The organism is Rhizobium sp. SG741 (genome assembly GCF_012275435.1).
In the GTDB taxonomy this organism is placed as follows: domain Bacteria; phylum Pseudomonadota; class Alphaproteobacteria; order Rhizobiales; family Rhizobiaceae; genus Rhizobium; species Rhizobium lusitanum.
Map to the genome: position 1 here is coordinate 541,235 of NZ_JAAZQP010000001.1, position 15,930 is coordinate 557,164.

The 15,930-nt window shown below is 59.6% G+C and carries 15 protein-coding genes; 8 read left to right on the forward strand and 7 right to left on the reverse strand.

Translation table 11 applies throughout. The annotated features are described in order from the left end of the window. Positions 1-8 precede the first annotated feature (8 nt). Both FHT29_RS02760 and FHT29_RS02765 read right to left on the reverse strand, forming a co-directional pair. Positions 9-1,202, reverse strand: coding sequence for a hypothetical protein (locus FHT29_RS02760; RefSeq protein WP_047562401.1), 1,194 nt, complete (start codon positions 1,200-1,202; stop codon positions 9-11). A 181-nt stretch (positions 1,203-1,383) separates the two neighbouring features. Beyond that, positions 1,384-1,995 (reverse strand): EipA family protein, encoded by a 612-nt coding sequence (locus FHT29_RS02765; RefSeq protein ID WP_051963398.1) that lies wholly within the window; start codon positions 1,993-1,995, stop codon positions 1,384-1,386. 277 nt (positions 1,996-2,272) lie between these two features. Between FHT29_RS02765 and FHT29_RS02770 the strand changes: the two genes are divergently transcribed. Both FHT29_RS02770 and FHT29_RS02775 read left to right on the forward strand, forming a co-directional pair. Beyond that, entirely contained in the window at positions 2,273-2,920 is a 648-nt protein-coding gene (locus FHT29_RS02770; protein ID WP_037195238.1) for a histidine phosphotransferase family protein, read from the forward strand. 205 nt (positions 2,921-3,125) lie between these two features. Next, positions 3,126-3,488 carry a response regulator gene (locus FHT29_RS02775; protein WP_034503804.1) on the forward strand — a complete coding sequence of 121 codons (363 nt, stop codon included), beginning with the start codon at positions 3,126-3,128 and terminating at the stop codon, positions 3,486-3,488. Between the two features lie 134 nt (positions 3,489-3,622). Here the strand turns inward: FHT29_RS02775 and ctrA are convergent, their stop codons facing one another. Beyond that, positions 3,623-4,324, reverse strand: coding sequence for a cell cycle two-component system response regulator CtrA (ctrA, locus tag FHT29_RS02780; protein WP_037195234.1), 702 nt, complete (start codon positions 4,322-4,324; stop codon positions 3,623-3,625). Positions 4,325-4,765: 441 nt separating this feature from the next. Between ctrA and FHT29_RS02785 the strand changes: the two genes are divergently transcribed. Continuing rightward, a complete protein-coding gene (locus tag FHT29_RS02785; protein ID WP_037195441.1) occupies positions 4,766-5,122 on the forward strand; it encodes a hypothetical protein in 357 nt (118 codons plus the stop codon). A 239-nt stretch (positions 5,123-5,361) separates the two neighbouring features. On the opposite strand, the gene FHT29_RS02790 is transcribed toward FHT29_RS02785, so the two are convergent. The 4 genes from FHT29_RS02790 to cysQ form a co-directional block, all read right to left on the reverse strand. Further along, the gene (locus tag FHT29_RS02790) at positions 5,362-5,643 is read right to left on the reverse strand and encodes a GNAT family N-acetyltransferase (RefSeq protein ID WP_037195233.1); all 282 of its coding nucleotides are present in this window, start codon (positions 5,641-5,643) and stop codon (positions 5,362-5,364) included. 74 nt (positions 5,644-5,717) lie between these two features. Then, positions 5,718-6,302: a hypothetical protein gene (locus FHT29_RS02795; protein WP_131512292.1), complete on the reverse strand. Its 585-nt coding sequence runs from the start codon at positions 6,300-6,302 to the stop codon at positions 5,718-5,720. Positions 6,303-6,505: 203 nt separating this feature from the next. Continuing rightward, entirely contained in the window at positions 6,506-6,781 is a 276-nt protein-coding gene (locus FHT29_RS02800; RefSeq protein ID WP_007533628.1) for a DUF1153 domain-containing protein, read from the reverse strand. 293 nt (positions 6,782-7,074) lie between these two features. Beyond that, entirely contained in the window at positions 7,075-7,869 is a 795-nt protein-coding gene (gene cysQ, locus FHT29_RS02805; protein WP_113118448.1) for a 3'(2'),5'-bisphosphate nucleotidase CysQ, read from the reverse strand. A gap of 328 nt (positions 7,870-8,197) precedes the next feature. Here cysQ and FHT29_RS02810 point away from each other — a divergent pair, with 328 nt between their 5' ends. The 5 genes from FHT29_RS02810 to FHT29_RS02830 all read left to right on the forward strand — a co-directional run bounded on the left by FHT29_RS02810 (position 8,198) and on the right by FHT29_RS02830 (position 15,899). Continuing rightward, positions 8,198-9,448 carry a sarcosine oxidase subunit beta family protein gene (locus FHT29_RS02810; protein ID WP_037195439.1) on the forward strand — a complete coding sequence of 417 codons (1,251 nt, stop codon included), beginning with the start codon at positions 8,198-8,200 and terminating at the stop codon, positions 9,446-9,448. Between the two features lie 13 nt (positions 9,449-9,461). Next, positions 9,462-9,737 (forward strand): sarcosine oxidase subunit delta, encoded by a 276-nt coding sequence (locus tag FHT29_RS02815; RefSeq protein ID WP_092573311.1) that lies wholly within the window; start codon positions 9,462-9,464, stop codon positions 9,735-9,737. After that, positions 9,734-12,691, forward strand: a complete 2,958-nt coding sequence (locus FHT29_RS02820) for a sarcosine oxidase subunit alpha family protein (protein WP_168599108.1) — start codon at positions 9,734-9,736, stop codon at positions 12,689-12,691. The genes FHT29_RS02815 and FHT29_RS02820 overlap by 4 nt, the downstream gene beginning before the upstream one ends. A 7-nt stretch (positions 12,692-12,698) precedes the next feature. Continuing rightward, entirely contained in the window at positions 12,699-13,253 is a 555-nt protein-coding gene (locus FHT29_RS02825; protein ID WP_037195216.1) for a sarcosine oxidase subunit gamma family protein, read from the forward strand. A 219-nt stretch (positions 13,254-13,472) separates the two neighbouring features. Further along, positions 13,473-15,899: an FAD-dependent oxidoreductase gene (locus FHT29_RS02830; RefSeq protein WP_168599109.1), complete on the forward strand. Its 2,427-nt coding sequence runs from the start codon at positions 13,473-13,475 to the stop codon at positions 15,897-15,899. Positions 15,900-15,930: the final 31 nt, after the last annotated feature.

Here is a 15,930-nt window from a genome sequence, read left to right on the forward strand (position 1 = left end):
TATTCGGACTAGGGATGCTTCGGCAGCATGGCAGCCACGCGATCGGCAAGGCTGATGCGCGCGCCCTGTTCGGCAGCGACCTTATCCTTCGGCAGAAGATCAAGGATGGGGGATGCGCTGCCTTCCTTGAGCGCGGTCAGCGCCACCATATTGGCGGCGATCGTCGCGATCTCCTCGCGCACGGCCTCCTCATGGGCCGGCGTGCGGGCCTTCAGCAGGCGGTCCGAAAGGGCTGCGGCCCGATTGCGGACCTCTTCCGTCATGTGCGCGATATCGTGTTCCACTGTGCGTTCCGGTTCAGCCGCGTTCGTCTGATTGTCGGCGGTATTCACGATCATGGACACTGCCGAGAGTTTTGGCGCTTTCGCCGGCTTCTTCGGAGGCGCTATGCCGGCGGCGCGCAACGCCTTGCTGGCTTCCCTCGATTCCTTGACGGCGGCTTCGAGCCGTTCCTTCAGGCGGACAACGTCCTGAACGTGCCGCTCGATTGCAGTCTCCTTGTCGGCGCTGCCGGCGATCTCGCGGGTGAGCCGTTCGTCCAGCCGCTTGTTCTTGTCGGTTTCCTGACGAAGCGACCGCTCCGCATCCGCGGCCCGTACGCTTGCGGCGTTCAGATCCCGATGCAATGTATCCCGTTCGTCCCGCAATGTATTGATGCGAAGCTTCAAACTCTCGATTTCGGTTTCCCTGGTTGCAAGGTCGATCTTGAGGTTGTCGGCATCGGCGGACATCTTCATCATCCGCTTGCGCAGATTATCGATATCGGCTTCCTTCTCCGCACTGGCCTGCTCCGCGACATGAATGCCTGACTTGAGCTGGCTGATGTAGCTCTCTTCACGCCGCAGGCGCGAGCGCAGCTCTCCGGCTTCCATCTCTAGGTCGTCGATGCGTGTCTGCAGTTCGCTGTTTCCGCCGGCAAGCCGGCTGGCTTCCTGTTGAAGCTTGCCATTGTGAATCTGCAGCGCGACGGTCTTGTCGCGCTCCTGCGTCAAGGCCTGCTCCGTCCTGGCATTTTCGGCGGCAAAGAGCGCGCGCGCCATGTCCTTCTGAGCCCGCACTTCCTGAGGGCTCAGCGGCATGGTCGCCTTCAGGCGCTTTTCGGTGAACCAAACGATGCGACGATGGATTGCTGGCGCGATGAGAAAGACCAGAAGAGAGGCCGTCAGAAAGCCCAATCCGAACAACAGAGCAAATTGAATCACGACGCGGCCAGTATCCTGGATTTATTTTCGATCTCGATGAAATGATTAATCATGAGCTGGGCATGCGGCAAGCGTTTAAAGCGGATATGGTTTATCGGCGTGGGCCGGATTTGCTGAAAGAAAAGGCCCGCGGTCTAGGCGGGCCAAGGCATGGCTGCTTGGGAGACGATATAGCCAATGCTCAGAAGGGATTCCAGGTCGCGTTGGGCGTGACCTTCAGGTAGCCAAGGTTGACGCCGAGGCGGGCACCAAGGCCGGTGCGGATCGGAACCAGCACGATATTGTTGTTCTTCAAGACAGTCATTCCGAAGCCGGCGACGACGAAGGCCTGGCCGCTTACGCCTCCGAAGCGGGTATAGACGCTGTCAATGTTCGGCAGATCATAGACCAGCATCATGACGCGGGTGCCTTGGCCGCCGTAGTCGAGGCCGAGCGAAGGACCTTGCCAATAAAGCGGATGCTCGCCGGCATTCTTGGTATTCAGCTGGCCTTCGCCGTAGGTCAGGCCGGCGAGGAAGGCACCCGAGCCTTCCTGGCCGAGAATGTAGCCGTTGGGCAGGCCATATTGCTGGAAGGCCCGCTCGATGACCTTGGCGAGGCCGCCGCTGGTGGAGCCGAAGAAGGAATGGCCGGCATCGACGATTTCCTGCGCCGAATATTGACTGTCGGGCGCGGCAGCGGCCTGACGGACCGGCAATGCGAAGCTCACGAATGCAACAATGGCCAGGATCAGACCGAGCCCGAGCGTCCTGGTGCCGGGGCTTGGCATTCTCTTCAGGAATTCATAGCGCATGAAAGTCATCCGTTCATCATGGTCGGTGCGATGGACGTGCCAAGCATGGCTCGCCCCCTCTTTCAGACCGTTCCGCCCGTCCATCGCAGTATGATTCGCGCGCGAAGACGTCTGATAGTGATGAATGCATTTTGCGTCGATGGTCTTAACAATCGGTTTACCAAATATGGTGTCTTTATGGCGTGCGGTACACCGGCTGCGACAATCCTCGAGCAACCTTACCGTGGCAACGTGGAATCTACTGCGTTTCGCCTTGTCAGCATTCAGGAGACAATGAATGTCGAAGAATCCGAATCTCACTCTGACCGGACCGGATCTGGCCGCGCTGCTGTGCAGCCGCGTTTGCCATGATGTGATCTCGCCGGTCGGGGCCATCAACAATGGCCTGGAGCTGCTCGATGAGGGTGGTGCCGATGCCGATGCGATGGATCTGATCCGCACCAGCGCGCTCAATGCCTCTGTCCGCTTGAAGTTCGCGCGCCTGGCTTTTGGCGCGTCCGGCTCGGTCGGCGCATCGATCGACACGGGTGAAGCCGAACGCGCCGCGAAGGATTTTGCAGCCGCCGAGAAGAAGACCGAGGTGAGCTGGGTCGGTCCCCGCGCCATCATCGCGAAGAACCGCGTGAAGTTGCTGCTCAACCTTTTCCTCGTGGCCTACAGCGCGATCCCGCGTGGTGGCAATATCGAGGTGATGCTGGAAAATCCCGAACTCGAGGCCAAGTTCACGATCACCGTCAAGGGGCGGCTGATGCGTGTGCCGCCGAAATTTGCTGAAATCTGCTCGGGCACGCTGGAAGAGGCAATCGACGCCCATTCGATCCAGCCCTATTACACGGTGCTTCTCGCCGACGAGAGCGGAATGGAGCTCTCCTACAATGCGACGCCGGAAGAGCTCACCTTCACCGCGCTCATACCGGCCGCGTAGACGGATTCTTGATAGCTGCATGTCTTGACCCGCGGCCGAATGGCGGTCGCGGGATTATCTTTTCGTGCATTCGATATTTTTGCAATCTTCCGGTTGTCCGCGCAATTGACAACATAGCGGTAACGAATCCTTAGCTTGCTGATCCTATCGTTCCAATTTGAAGTTGTCGTTCAGGTCTCGGCGACTGACGCTAAGGAGCGCACACATGCAGCGGTTCATGATAACGGATACATCGGATGTCGTACGCAAGGTCGGCAAGCGAATTCTATCCGAGCTGGATTTCCTGGTGAGCGAGGCCGGTGATGCCCGTGAAGCCTTGATGCGTTGCGAGGCCGAGATCCCGGACTATTTGATTGTCGACGCCGGCATGGAAGGCGCGCTCGAGCTGATTGCCAGCATCCGTGCCATGCCGAACGGCAAGGACGTGAAGATCTACTATTGTGTCGTCGAAGCGGACCTGCGCAAGCTGATGGCTGGAAAGCGGGCTGGCGCTACGGACTTCCTGTTGAAACCCTTCGACCGCAAGATCTTGACGGCGATCTTCGGCAATCGCGCCATCGCCGCCTAGTTCCCGCTGAGGATTATCGAAATAATGACAGCCGTCCGTTCGGGGCGGCTTTTATTTTTTTCGGTACCGCCAACAAAAAATCCCGCCTTTGAGGCGGGATTTCGATGCATGGGCGGCAATGGCGGGGCGGCGGCTTAGGCGCTTTCGGCGAAATCGCTGGCGTCGGGCTCGCGCAGCACATAGCCGCGGCCCCAGACGGTTTCGATGTAGTTGGCGCCGCCGGCGGCATTGGCGAGCTTCTTGCGCAGCTTGCAGATGAAGACGTCGATGATCTTCAGTTCAGGTTCGTCCATGCCACCATAAAGATGGTTCAGGAACATTTCCTTGGTGAGCGTCGTGCCCTTGCGAAGCGAGAGCAGCTCCAGCATCTGGTATTCCTTGCCGGTCAGATGCACGCGCTGGCCGCCGACTTCGACTGTTTTGGCGTCGAGATTGACGATGAGCTCGCCGGTCATGATCACCGACTGGGCATGGCCCTTGGAGCGGCGAACGATAGCGTGGATGCGTGCGACCAATTCATCCTTATGAAAGGGTTTGGTCATATAGTCGTCAGCACCGAAGCCGAGACCGCGAACCTTATCTTCGATGCCGGCCATGCCGGAGAGGATGAGGATCGGCGTCTTGACCTTCGAAAGGCGCAGCGTGCGCAGCACTTCGTAGCCGGACATATCGGGAAGGTTGAGATCGAGCAGAATGATGTCGTAGTCGTAAAGCTTTCCGAGATCGACGCCTTCCTCACCGAGATCGGTGGTATAGACGTTGAAACTTTCGGACTTGAGCATCAATTCGATGCTCTGCGCTGTCGCGCTGTCGTCTTCAATGAGTAGAACCCGCATAATTGTCCCCTTTACCGCCGCCGAAAGGTCGTCAGCCCCCTTACGCGATACCGATCAAATCACTGCTTGATTTGGAAGCTGCCATGGAATGGTTAACAAATTCTGATTCACTCTGGCAAGTCGTATCGAATTTATTAAATAATTTTTCCATTGCACTGTTTTCCAACGACAATCAGCAATATCCGTTTCTAAAGTATCGCATTAGGAACTCACGCCAAGTGATTCATCTGACTCATCAATGCCGACATATCGAATTCCGACCCCGGCATTTACTGACCCTTAAATCATTACGCCTATCATTAACGATGCCCGTAAACGAAAGGTTACCAGCGGTAGGTTTTTATTAAGATCGCTGGAAATTTTTTTAACCAAGTCGTTTAAAACCGGTTTGGCGGGCGGAAATACCGAGAGCCGGGGTCTCGCATCACGGGAGTAATGCGTATGAAGTCACGTGAGAGCCTAGTTCGCCTGAAAGAGTTTCAGGTGAACGAAAAACGCCGTCAGCTGCAGCAGTTGCAGATGATGATGGCGGAATTTGACCGCATGACGAAGGATCTGGAGAGCCAGATCGTGCTGGAAGAGAAAAAGTCCGGCATTTCTGACCCTAACCACTTTGCTTACCCGACCTTTGCCAAGGCCGCCCGCCAGCGCGCGGACAACCTGCAGGTGTCGATCCGGGAGCTTCAGGTTCAGGAAGAGGCGTTGGAATATTCGCTTGAGGAAATGCAGGCTGAATATGCAAAGGCCGCAGCGCTCGAGGAGCGTGACGGTTCGGGCCCCGCAAGGGCGCGCGCCTGAGGTCGCGATTTCGTCGTCCTCTTTTGATCCACGCATCATTCCACTCCGACACGGGGCCTTCCTCGGAATATGCGGGATAAGACAGAGGCGGCACAAAAGCCGCGCATGACCGGCCGTGACAGGGCCGGTCATGCGGGGCTTTTTGTATTTTCGCCTGTGTCGATATGGGCATCCGCCTGGCATTCCTGCATCCGGCGTTTGCCTGGACACACCAGCGAATCCTTGTTTGACACCACTGCCTAGAGATTGACGACGTCGCGCCAGTCATCATGGCGCTGCGCCTGCGCCTTGAAGAAGGGGCAGAGCGGAATGATTTTCCAGCCACCACGGCGGGCTTCCTCGACGGCGTGAAGAGCCAGCGCCTGACCGACCCCCTTGCCGCGCAGGGCGTCCGGCACGCCGGTATGATCGACGATGATGAGCTGGGGGGAGGCGCGGGAAAACGTCATTTCCGCCTCATGACCCTCGACGGTCGCGACGTAACGGCCGCCCGACGCATTGTCTTCGTTGCGGATATCCATGGCTTATCTCCCTGATCGTTACATGCGGCGAAGATTGCATGGGTTCGGCAAGCTGCCAACCGTTGAATGCTGCATCATGGTCCGGCCTGTCGGCGAATTTCAAGAAGCGGACGATCGTCCCACACCTGAACTTCGATGAAGGCATCCGGTCCACGTCGATCTCTCGACAGCGTCGGGTCGGGGAAGCCGTAGCGAGCGACTACCTGCGTGATCTCGGCAAGGGTGAAAACCTGCCCATGCCATGGTTTGTCGGAAGGGCTCGCCGGGCGTATGTGTGGACAGCTTGCCATGCTATCGGGAAAGGTGAATGTGATCGTGCGAGGATCGAACAGGGCGAGTGGAAGGACAACAGATGCAGGGCGAGATCTGTCCCATCCGTCGGCCATGTCGCCAAGGAAGAAATAGATGGGGCGGGCGAGGGGTGTTTCGCCGATCTTTCGGGCGCGTTCCGCTATGAGCCAATTTTCAGTGTGCAACCGCCGCGCTAGATAATTTTCCTTGAGATAGGAATGCCCGCCATGCCGGATCGAGGCGACGATCCGCTCGGCATCTTCTCGCGGCAGACCGCAGACGTTGCGGAACGCACCCCGTTCTGGATGGAAGTTATGGGTAATCACCATGGGTAGCGTGTGAAGCAGCAAATAGCCTGAACCCTTCATTTGGCCAGGCTCTTGTAACACGCATCGCGGGAGCACCCTGCGGAAATCTTAAGATGAATACATTATCGGCGCCTGCTTGCAGGGAGACCGACAACCTCGTCTCAAGGCGGCTTCAGCCAAATAATTCGGGCCTCTTTCCGTCCCATTTGGGGTGAAGGAGGCCCGAACCAAAGATCAGATAAAGGTCGTGTCTGTCGCTGTTGTCAGTGGCGATACTGCTGTATGCGGGTCGTCCGCAGGCCGGCAAGGCCATGGCTGTTGATGGACGACTGCCAGGAGAGGAACTCTTCGACGGTCAACGTATAACGTTCGCAGGCTTCTTCCAAGCTGAGCAGACCACCACGCACAGCGGCAACAACCTCTGCCTTACGACGGATGACCCAGCGGCGCGTATTCGGCGGCGGAAGGTCGGCTATCGTAAGCGGGCTGCCATCGGGGCCGATGACATACTTCACTCGGGGACGTATCATTTCGGTCATTGGACTCTCTACACACACTCAAGACCACGAGTGGCACTCTATCTTGCCACATTTAAAAATTGCCTAAGCACATAGTAAGACTTTGCTAAGAATTTTAAGAAATGTGGCCGGCAACTGATTTGCCTTTGGCCGAAGAGAGAAAATGCCGGATAATCCCCTGTTATTTCAGGGGAAACAGCTTTCATCCTATCATTTTTTGTCAGTGAAAACTTACGCTTTTGGATCAAAAATCCCTGCGCCGGCTTTGTTGTCCGGTTGCGTCAAAGGGGATCTTTCTTTCGAAAAAAGCGCCCTTAAGCGTGTATGGCGCTCTTCTTGCCGCCCCAACAGATGAAGTGCGGGTTTGCAAAGTCGCTATCTTCGCTCTGGTCGATCTTGCCATAGGCCAGGGGACGGCCATCGACCGTCACGGTAGCGCCGCCCGCCGCGCGCAAGACGGCGTCGCCGGCTGCGGTATCCCACTCCATGGTGCGCGCGAAACGCGGATAGACATCGGCCTTGCCTTCGGCAACCAGGCAGAATTTCAGCGATGAGCCGATCGACGTGCAGGCGGCAACCGCATTGTCCGAAAGGAAGCTTTCGGTCCTTTCATTGCTGTTGCAACGGCTGGCAAGCGCGGTCAGATTGACCGGCCGTGCGCGCACGGCGATGGTCAGGCGGTCGGCGACGGCAAAATGATCGTCGATGATCAACTTGCGGGCTCTGCCTTGCTCGCCGGTGAAGGCTATTCCGAGTGCGGGGGCATAGACGATCCCGGCAACGGGAACGCCATTCTTTATATAGGCGATGTTGACGGTGAATTCGTCACGATGCTCGATGAATTCGCGCGTGCCGTCGAGCGGGTCGACAAGGAAGAAGGAGCGGCCGCGAACATCCGGGACCCTGCCGGCGGACACCGATTCCTCGGCAATGGCCGGTATGTTCGGAAAATCGCGCGCGAGATGTTCGAGGATGATGTGTTCCGCGCGCTCGTCTGCAAGGGTTACAGGGCTCATGTCCTGTTTCAAGGCCACGGCGTAGCCGGCGCGGTAGACCTCCAATATGGCCTTCCCCGCCTCGAGCGCTGCTCTTTCGAATGTTGCAAGCATCTGCCAGTTCGTCTTTCCGCACCGTGTCCGCGGTTCAAGTTTCCGGATATTATAGATAGGAAGTCTCGATTGTGAAATTTAGACTTCAAAAGATCCGGCTCGTTTCGGCTTAGCGCCTGAACCGAGGTTTCGCAACAGCGCTTTGCGTGCTTGCGTCGCCGCTAAAATCATTGACCTGCGAGGGGTGATCTTCCGGAGACAATCATCGGCTTCTCCTGCGCATTCGGAAAAGAACATGTTCTGTTTGCGAATCTTTTTCGTCTTTCCGGGACTTGTCGTTTTTATTGCATATGCGAATGTGCGGCCGGGTAATGATCGGGATGAATGCATGCGATATTCGGCATATCAGCTTCTAAAACAGGCGTTTTCGGGCAACCGCCATTGGCAGCCGGTGTGGCGGACGCCGGAGCCAAAATCGCATTACGACGTGATCATCGTCGGCGGCGGCGGGCATGGGCTGGCGACGGCTTATTATCTTGCCAAGGAATTCGGCATCACCAACGTCGCGGTGCTGGAAAAGAACTATATTGGCTCCGGCAATGTCGGGCGCAACACCACGATCATCCGCTCCAATTACCTCTTGCCGGGCAATGAGCCTTTCTACGAATTCTCGATGCAGCTCTGGGAAGGGCTCGAGCAGGATTTCAACTATAATGCCATGGTCTCCCAGCGCGGCATCGTCAACCTCTTCCATTCCGACGGCCAGCGCGATGCCTATGCCCGTCGCGGCAATGCCATGCGTATGCATGGCGTCGATGCGGAGCTTTTGAGCCGCGAGCAGGTGCGCCGGATGATGCCCTACCTGAATTTCGACCATGCGCGCTTTCCGATCCTCGGCGGCCTGCTGCAGCGGCGCGGCGGCACGGCACGCCACGATGCCGTCGCCTGGGGCTATGCGCGCGGCGCCGATAGCCGCGGCGTCGATCTCATCCAGCAATGCGAGGTGATCGGCATCCGCCGCGAGGCTGGCGTTGTGACCGGGGTGGAAACGAACCGCGGCTTCATCGGCTGCAACAAGCTGGCGCTGGCGGCGGCCGGTCATACCTCGATCCTGGGTAATATGGCCGATCTGGAATTGCCGATCGAAACCCATGTGCTTCAGGCCTTCGTCTCAGAAGGGCTGAAGCCTGTCATCGACAACGTCATCACCTATGGAGCGGGGCACTTCTATATCTCGCAGTCGGACAAGGGCGGCTTGGTCTTCGGGGCCGATATCGACTACTACAGCTCCTATGCCCAGCGCGGCAACCTCGCCACCGTCGAGCATACGATGGAGGAGGGGGTGGCGCTCATTCCCGGCCTGTCGCGTGTGCGCGTGCTGCGCACCTGGGGCGGCGTCATGGATATGAGCATGGACGGCTCGCCGATCATCGACCGCACGCCGATCGACAATCTCTATCTGAACTGCGGCTGGAACTATGGCGGCTTCAAAGCGACGCCGGCTTCGGGCTTCTGCTTCGCGCACTTGATCGCCAAGGGCGAAAGCCACGAAGTCAGCCGTCTCCTGCGTCTCGACCGCTTCGAGCGCGGCTTCGCGCTGGACGAAAGCGGCAAGGGTCCGCAGCCGAACCTGCATTGAGGGCACGAAACCAATGGCAAGCTTGATCAACTGCCCGCATTGCGGCATGCGACCGAAGGAAGAATTCTCCATTCGCGGCGCGTCCGTCGCTCGTCCGGCTCCTTCGGCTCCGGATGAGGATTGGCATCGCTATGTCCATATCCGCGACAATGAGCGGGGACGGATTCTCGAATACTGGCATCACGCGGCGGGCTGCCGCCGCTGGCTGGTCGTTGAGCGCAGCAACATCACCCACGAGGTCTTTTCCGTCACCGATGCCGAGGACAAGGCAAGGGAGGTGGCGCAATGACGGCCTATCGTCTGTCGACCGGCGGCCTCGTCAATCGCAGCCGCCCGCTTTCCTTCAAATTCGACGGCAAGGATATGAGGGGCCTGGAGGGCGATACGCTCGCCGCCGCTCTCCTTGCCAATGATCAGCTGCTCGTCGCACGCAGCTTCAAATATCACCGGCCGCGCGGCATCCTGACGGCAGGTTCGGCTGAACCCAATGCGCTCGTCACCATCGGCAAGGACGGGCGCACGGAGCCGAATACACGAGCCACCGTCGCCGAACTCTATCAGGGCATGACGGCTGCCAGCCAGAACCGCTGGCCGTCGCTGAAATATGATCTTGGCTCGCTCAACGGCCTGTTGTCGCCCTTCCTCGGCGCGGGCTTCTACTACAAGACATTCATGTGGCCGGCAGCCTTCTGGGAGAAGGTCTATGAGCCGCTGATTCGCCGCGCCGCCGGCCTCGGCAAGGCAGTCATGCAGGCCGATCCGGATCGCTATGAGAAAGCCTGGGCGCATTGCGATCTGCTTGTTATCGGCTCTGGTCCTGCCGGATTGATGGCAGCGCTGACCGCGGCGCGTGCCGGCCTGCGCGTGGTCCTCGCCGATGAGGGCTTCCGTCTGGGTGGCTCGCTGTTGTCGGAAAGGGTCTCGATCGGCGGCGCGTCGGCCGATGTCTTCGTTCAGGCGACGCTGGAGGAGCTGCAAGGTTTCGAGAGTGTCACCCTGATGCCACGTACGACAGTCTTCGGCTGGTATGACGGCAATGTCTTCGGTGCGGTCGAGAAGGTGCAGAAGCATGTTGCGATGCCGTCGCCCGACCTGCCGGTCGAGCGTCTGTGGCGTATCGCAGCCAAGCGCGCCATTCTTGCCTCCGGCGCGGAGGAACGGCCCTTGGTTTTCGGCGGCAACGACCGCCCCGGCGTGATGGTGGCCGGTGCCATGCGCAGCTATCTCAATCGCTACGGCGTCGTTGCGGGTCAGAAGGTGGCCGTGTTCACCAATGGCGGCTCGGGTTATCGCACAGCGCTCGACATGGCGGCGGCCGGCGTCGAGATTTCGGCGATCATGGATACGCGCGCCGCCTCTTCCGACGTTGCGCCGCAAGGTGTTCGCGTCGTGCATGGGGCGAGCGTCCACGCGACCAAGGGCAAATATCGCATCAGCGGCGTCATCGCCGATCGCGGCGGCCTGGATGAACTCATCGCCTGCGATGCGCTCGCCATGTCGGGTGGCTGGTCGCCGATCATCCATCTTGCTTGCCAGCGCGGCGCCAAGCCGGTCTGGTCGGACGAGAGCCAGGCATTCATGGCGCCAACAGTTGGCGGCGAGCTGGAGATTGCCGGATCGGCTGCGGGCATCGAGAGCGTTTCCGGCTGTCTCGCCGATGGTGTGGAAAAGGCGCGGAAGATTGTCGAAAGTCTCGGCCGCACTGTTCATGCGGCGGATGTCCCCGAGGTCGAGGGGGACTATGATCCGTCCTTCGCGGCGATCTGGCATGTGCCCGGCGCCAAGGACAAGGCGTTCGTGGATTTTCAGAACGACGTCCATACCAAGGATCTCGGTCTTGCCTTGCGTGAGGGCTTCGGCCATGTGGAGCACGCCAAGCGCTACACGACCAGCGGCATGGCGACCGATCAGGGCAAGCTCGGCAACGTGAACGCCGCCGGCATCATCGCCGGCATGCGCGGCGTCAGTCCAGCCGCCGTCGGCACGACAACGTTCCGGCCGTTCTACACCCCTGTCTCCTTCGGCGCGTTGGCGGGCACGGCGCGTGACAAACACGCGCAGCCGGTGCGGGAATCGCCGCTGCATGGCTGGGCAAAGAAGAATGGCGCGACCTTCGTGGAGGCCGGCCTCTGGTATCGTTCGTCCTGGTTTGCGCGGACGGGCGAAAAGGGTTGGCGCGATAGCGTTGACCGCGAAGTCCTGAACGTCCGCAACAATGTCGGCCTTTGCGATGTTTCGACACTCGGCAAGATCGAGGTTTTCGGCAAGGATGCCGCGGAATTTCTCAATCGCCTCTATTCCAATGCCTTCCTGAAGCTGCCGATCGGCAAAGCGCGCTACGGGTTGATGTTGCGCGAGGATGGCATCGTCTTCGACGACGGAACGACGAGCCGGCTGACGCCCGATCATTTCTTCCTGACGACCACGACCGCGATGGCCGGCGAAGTCATGACGCATATGGAGTTTTGCGCCCAAACGCTCTGGCCGCAGCTCGACGTTCGCTTCGTCTCCTCCTCCGATCAATGGGCGCAGATGGCGATTGCCGGGCCGAAGGCGCGGCTGGTGCTGGAACAGATCGTCGAGGATGATATTTCCGATGCGTTCTTCCCGTTCCTCGCCGCTGCCGAGGTCATGCTGAAGGGCGGCCTCAAGGCACGCCTGTTCCGCATCTCCTTCTCCGGCGAGCTTGCCTATGAGCTTGCGGTTCCTGCCGGTTATGGCGAGGCGGTGGCGGATGCGATCATGGAGGTCGGCAAGGCGCATGGCATCTGCGCCTATGGCGTCGAGGCCCTCAACGTGCTGCGCATCGAGAAGGGCCATGTCACCCATAACGAGCTGGACGGCCGCACGACGCCCGACGATGTCGGGCTTGGCCGGATGATGGCGACGCAGAAGCCGGATTTCATCGGCAAGAGATTGTCCACCCGCTTCGGATTGACTGCGGCCGACCGCGTGCAGCTCGTCGGCCTGAAGCCGCTCGATACGACGAAGGAGATTCATGCCGGCGCGCATCTGTTGAGGGAAGGCGCCAGGCCGTCGACCGCGAACGATCAAGGTCATGTCTCCTCGGCCTGCTTCTCGCCCGTTCTCGGCCATTCCATCGCTCTGGCGTTCCTGAAGTCGGGCCGGGAACGGATCGGCGAGCATGTGGTCGTCTGGGACGGGTTGCGCGGCGAGGAAGTGCCGGCGGAGGTCTGCAACCCGGTCTTCGTCGATGCTGACAACAAGAAGCTTTTCGGGTGAGGGAATGATGAGCGTCGCGTATCAAAACAGACATGTGCTGGAAGATCACATTTCCGGCTTCGAGGCTGCACCCAATCCGAATCATCTTGCCGTTGTCCGCCGGCCGGTCATCTTCTCCGTGCTTGGCAAGGCCGGCGAAAAGGATTGGGTTCTGGCCGGCCTGAAGGCGATTGACGATGTGTCGGTTCGCGACGTCGGGCCGAGAGAATGGCTTGTTCTGTCGGAGACGCTTGGTGTCGAGAGCGTGGCGCGGGATCTCTTCACGCTCGATCCTGCCCGCGTTTCCTTCTTCGAGCAGAGCGATGGCCGGGTGTTGCTTCGTATGTCCGGCCCCAGCGTTCGCCGTATCCTGGCGAAATGCGTGGCCGTCGACCTGCATCCGCAGGTTTTCGCCGAGGGCCAGTCGGCCAGCATGTTGTGCTGCCATGTCAGCGCCAATGTTGCCCGCACCGGCCCTGACCGCTTCGAGATCATCATCCCGCGCTCCTATGCCGGCAGCGTGTTCGAGGAGATCATGGAGATGGGGCGCGAATTTGCCCTGACGGCCGGTTTTGCCGACTGAAAAACCATAGGCCGCCGGACTTCGAATGCCTTGTCGATCGATTTGTGTCTCCGAAAAGCGATGGCGCGATCCGAACAATTGCGATGGCGCAAACAGACATATCGGTTTCGCAGTTCGGGCTATTTGGCTTCCCGGATAGTCTCTAGGCTGCCCTGCAAATGCGGCCGGTCATACGGGAAAACACCCGGCGACTTCGTGCTGAAAACAGGGGATTCCTAGATGAAAAGCCATGCCAAGGTCGTCGTCATCGGTGGCGGTGTCGTCGGATGTTCGGTGCTCTATCACCTGACGAAGTTCGGCTGGACGGATGTGGTGCTGCTCGAACGTTCCGAACTGACCTCCGGTTCGACCTGGCATGCCGCCGGTGGCATGCATACGATCAACGGCGACCCGAATGTCGCCAAGCTGCAGAAATATACGGTCGAGCTCTACAAGGAGATCGAGGAGTATTCGGGCCAGGACATCGGGTTGCATTTGACCTCGGGCCTTATGCTGGCGGCGACGCCGCAGCGCTTCGACTGGCTGAAGTCGATCCTTGCCAAGGGACGCTATAACGGCCTGGAGGCGACCCTGCTGACGCCCAGAGAAGCGCATGAGATGATGCCGCTTCTCGATCCCGATCAGTTCGTCGGCGCGCTCTACGATCCCGTCGAAGGCCATCTCGATCCTTATGGCACCACGCATGCCTATGCCCGTTCGGCGAAGAAGAACGGTGCCGACATCTATCTGCATACCAAGGTGGAAGAGCTGGTACAGCGCGAGGACGGTTCCTGGCGCGTCATCACCAACCAGGGCGAGATCATCGCCGAGCATGTCGTCAACGCCGCCGGTCTCTGGGCGCGCGAAGTCGGCCGCATGGTCGGGCTGGAGCTTCCCGTGCTCGCCATGGAGCACATGTATCTGATCACCGAGGACATGCCCGAGGTGATCGACTTCAACAAGACCACCGGCAAGGAACTGATGCACTGCGTCGATTTCGATGGCGAGATCTATCTACGCCAGGAGCGGCAGGGCATGCTGATGGGCACCTATGAGAAGGCATGTCGCCCCTGGTCGCCGCTGACGACGCCCTGGGATTTCGGCCACGAGCTGCTGGCCGAGGATATCGAGCGCATCACGCCGGAACTGGAAGTCGGCTTCCGCCATTTTCCGGCCTTCAACAATGCCGGCATCAAGAAGATCATCAACGGCCCGTTCACCTTCTCGCCTGATGGCAACCCGCTTGTCGGTCCCGTGCGCGGGCTCAGGAACTATTGGTCGGCCTGCGCCGTCATGGCCGGCTTCAGCCAGGGCGGCGGCGTCGGGCTGGCGCTCGCCAACTGGATGATCTATGGCGATCCGGGCTTCGATGTCTTTGCCATGGACGTCTCGCGCTACGGCGACTATGCGACGCTTGCCTATACGAACGCCAAGGTGCGCGAGAACTATGCCCGGCGCTTCTCCATCCGCTATCCGAACGAGGAACTGCCGGCCGCGCGTCCGCTGCTGACGACGCCGATCTACGACAAACTAAAGGAGGCAGGCGGCGTCTTCGGAGCTTACTACGGTCTCGAGCAGGCGCTGTGGTTTGCTCCGCAGGGCGAGGTGGACCAATTCTCCTGGCGCCGCTCCAACGACTTCGACGTCGTCGGCGCCGAAGCGAAGGCGGTGCGCGAGAGTGTCGGCCTGATGGAGACTTCGGGCTTTGCCAAATATTCGGTCAAGGGGCCGGGGGCGGAAGCTTTCCTCGACAGGTTGCTCACCTGCCGCATTCCGGCCGTCGGCCGCATGACGCTGGCGCCGATGCTGAAGCATGACGGCAAACTCATCGGCGATTTCACGCTGGCAAAGCTCGGCGAGGGCGATTTCCTCCTCATCGGCTCAGGTATCGCGGAAGCCTATCATATGCGCTGGTTCGAAAGCCTGCTGCCCAAGGACGGCTCGGTCGAGCTGAAACCGCTGGGCCTGTCGCTTCTCGGCCTCTCGATCGCCGGTCCGAATGCCCGCAGATTGCTGCAGAAGCTGACGCATCAGGACCTTTCGACCGACGCCTTTCCCTTCATGTCCATCCGGCGCGTGGATATCGGCATGGCGTCCGCCATCGTCGGACGCGTCTCCTATACGGGCGACCTGGGATACGAGATATGGATGAAGCCGGAACATCAGCGCTACATCTTCGATCTCCTGATGGAGGAGGGAGCCGAATTCGGCATACGGCTGTTCGGCTTGAGGGCGCTGAATGCGCTGCGTCTCGATAAGTCCTATGGCAGCTGGGCGCGCGAATACCGGCCGCTTTACGGCCCCTTCGAGGCCGGCCTTGGCCGCTTCGTGGCGCTTTCCAAGCCGGCCGACTTCATAGGCAAGGCGGCTGCAGCAAAGGAGAAGTCGGAAGGCGGGGCACTGCGGCTGAAAACCTTCATCCTCAAGGCGAGGGATGCCGATGTCATCGGCGATGAGCCGATCTACCACAATGGCGCGGTTTGTGGCTGGGTCACGTCTGGCGGATATGCCCATGCCTCCGGTCTTTCGGTTGCCGTCGGTTATGTTCCGAAGGAAATTGCCGATGAGACACAGGGCTGGTCGATAGAACTGCTTGGCGAACTGTTGCCTGCGAACCTGCAGGCGGAGCCGCTGTTCGATGCCGACGGAGCGCGCATGCGAGCCTAATCATGCTTGTGAAAGCGAAACTGGTAGGCCC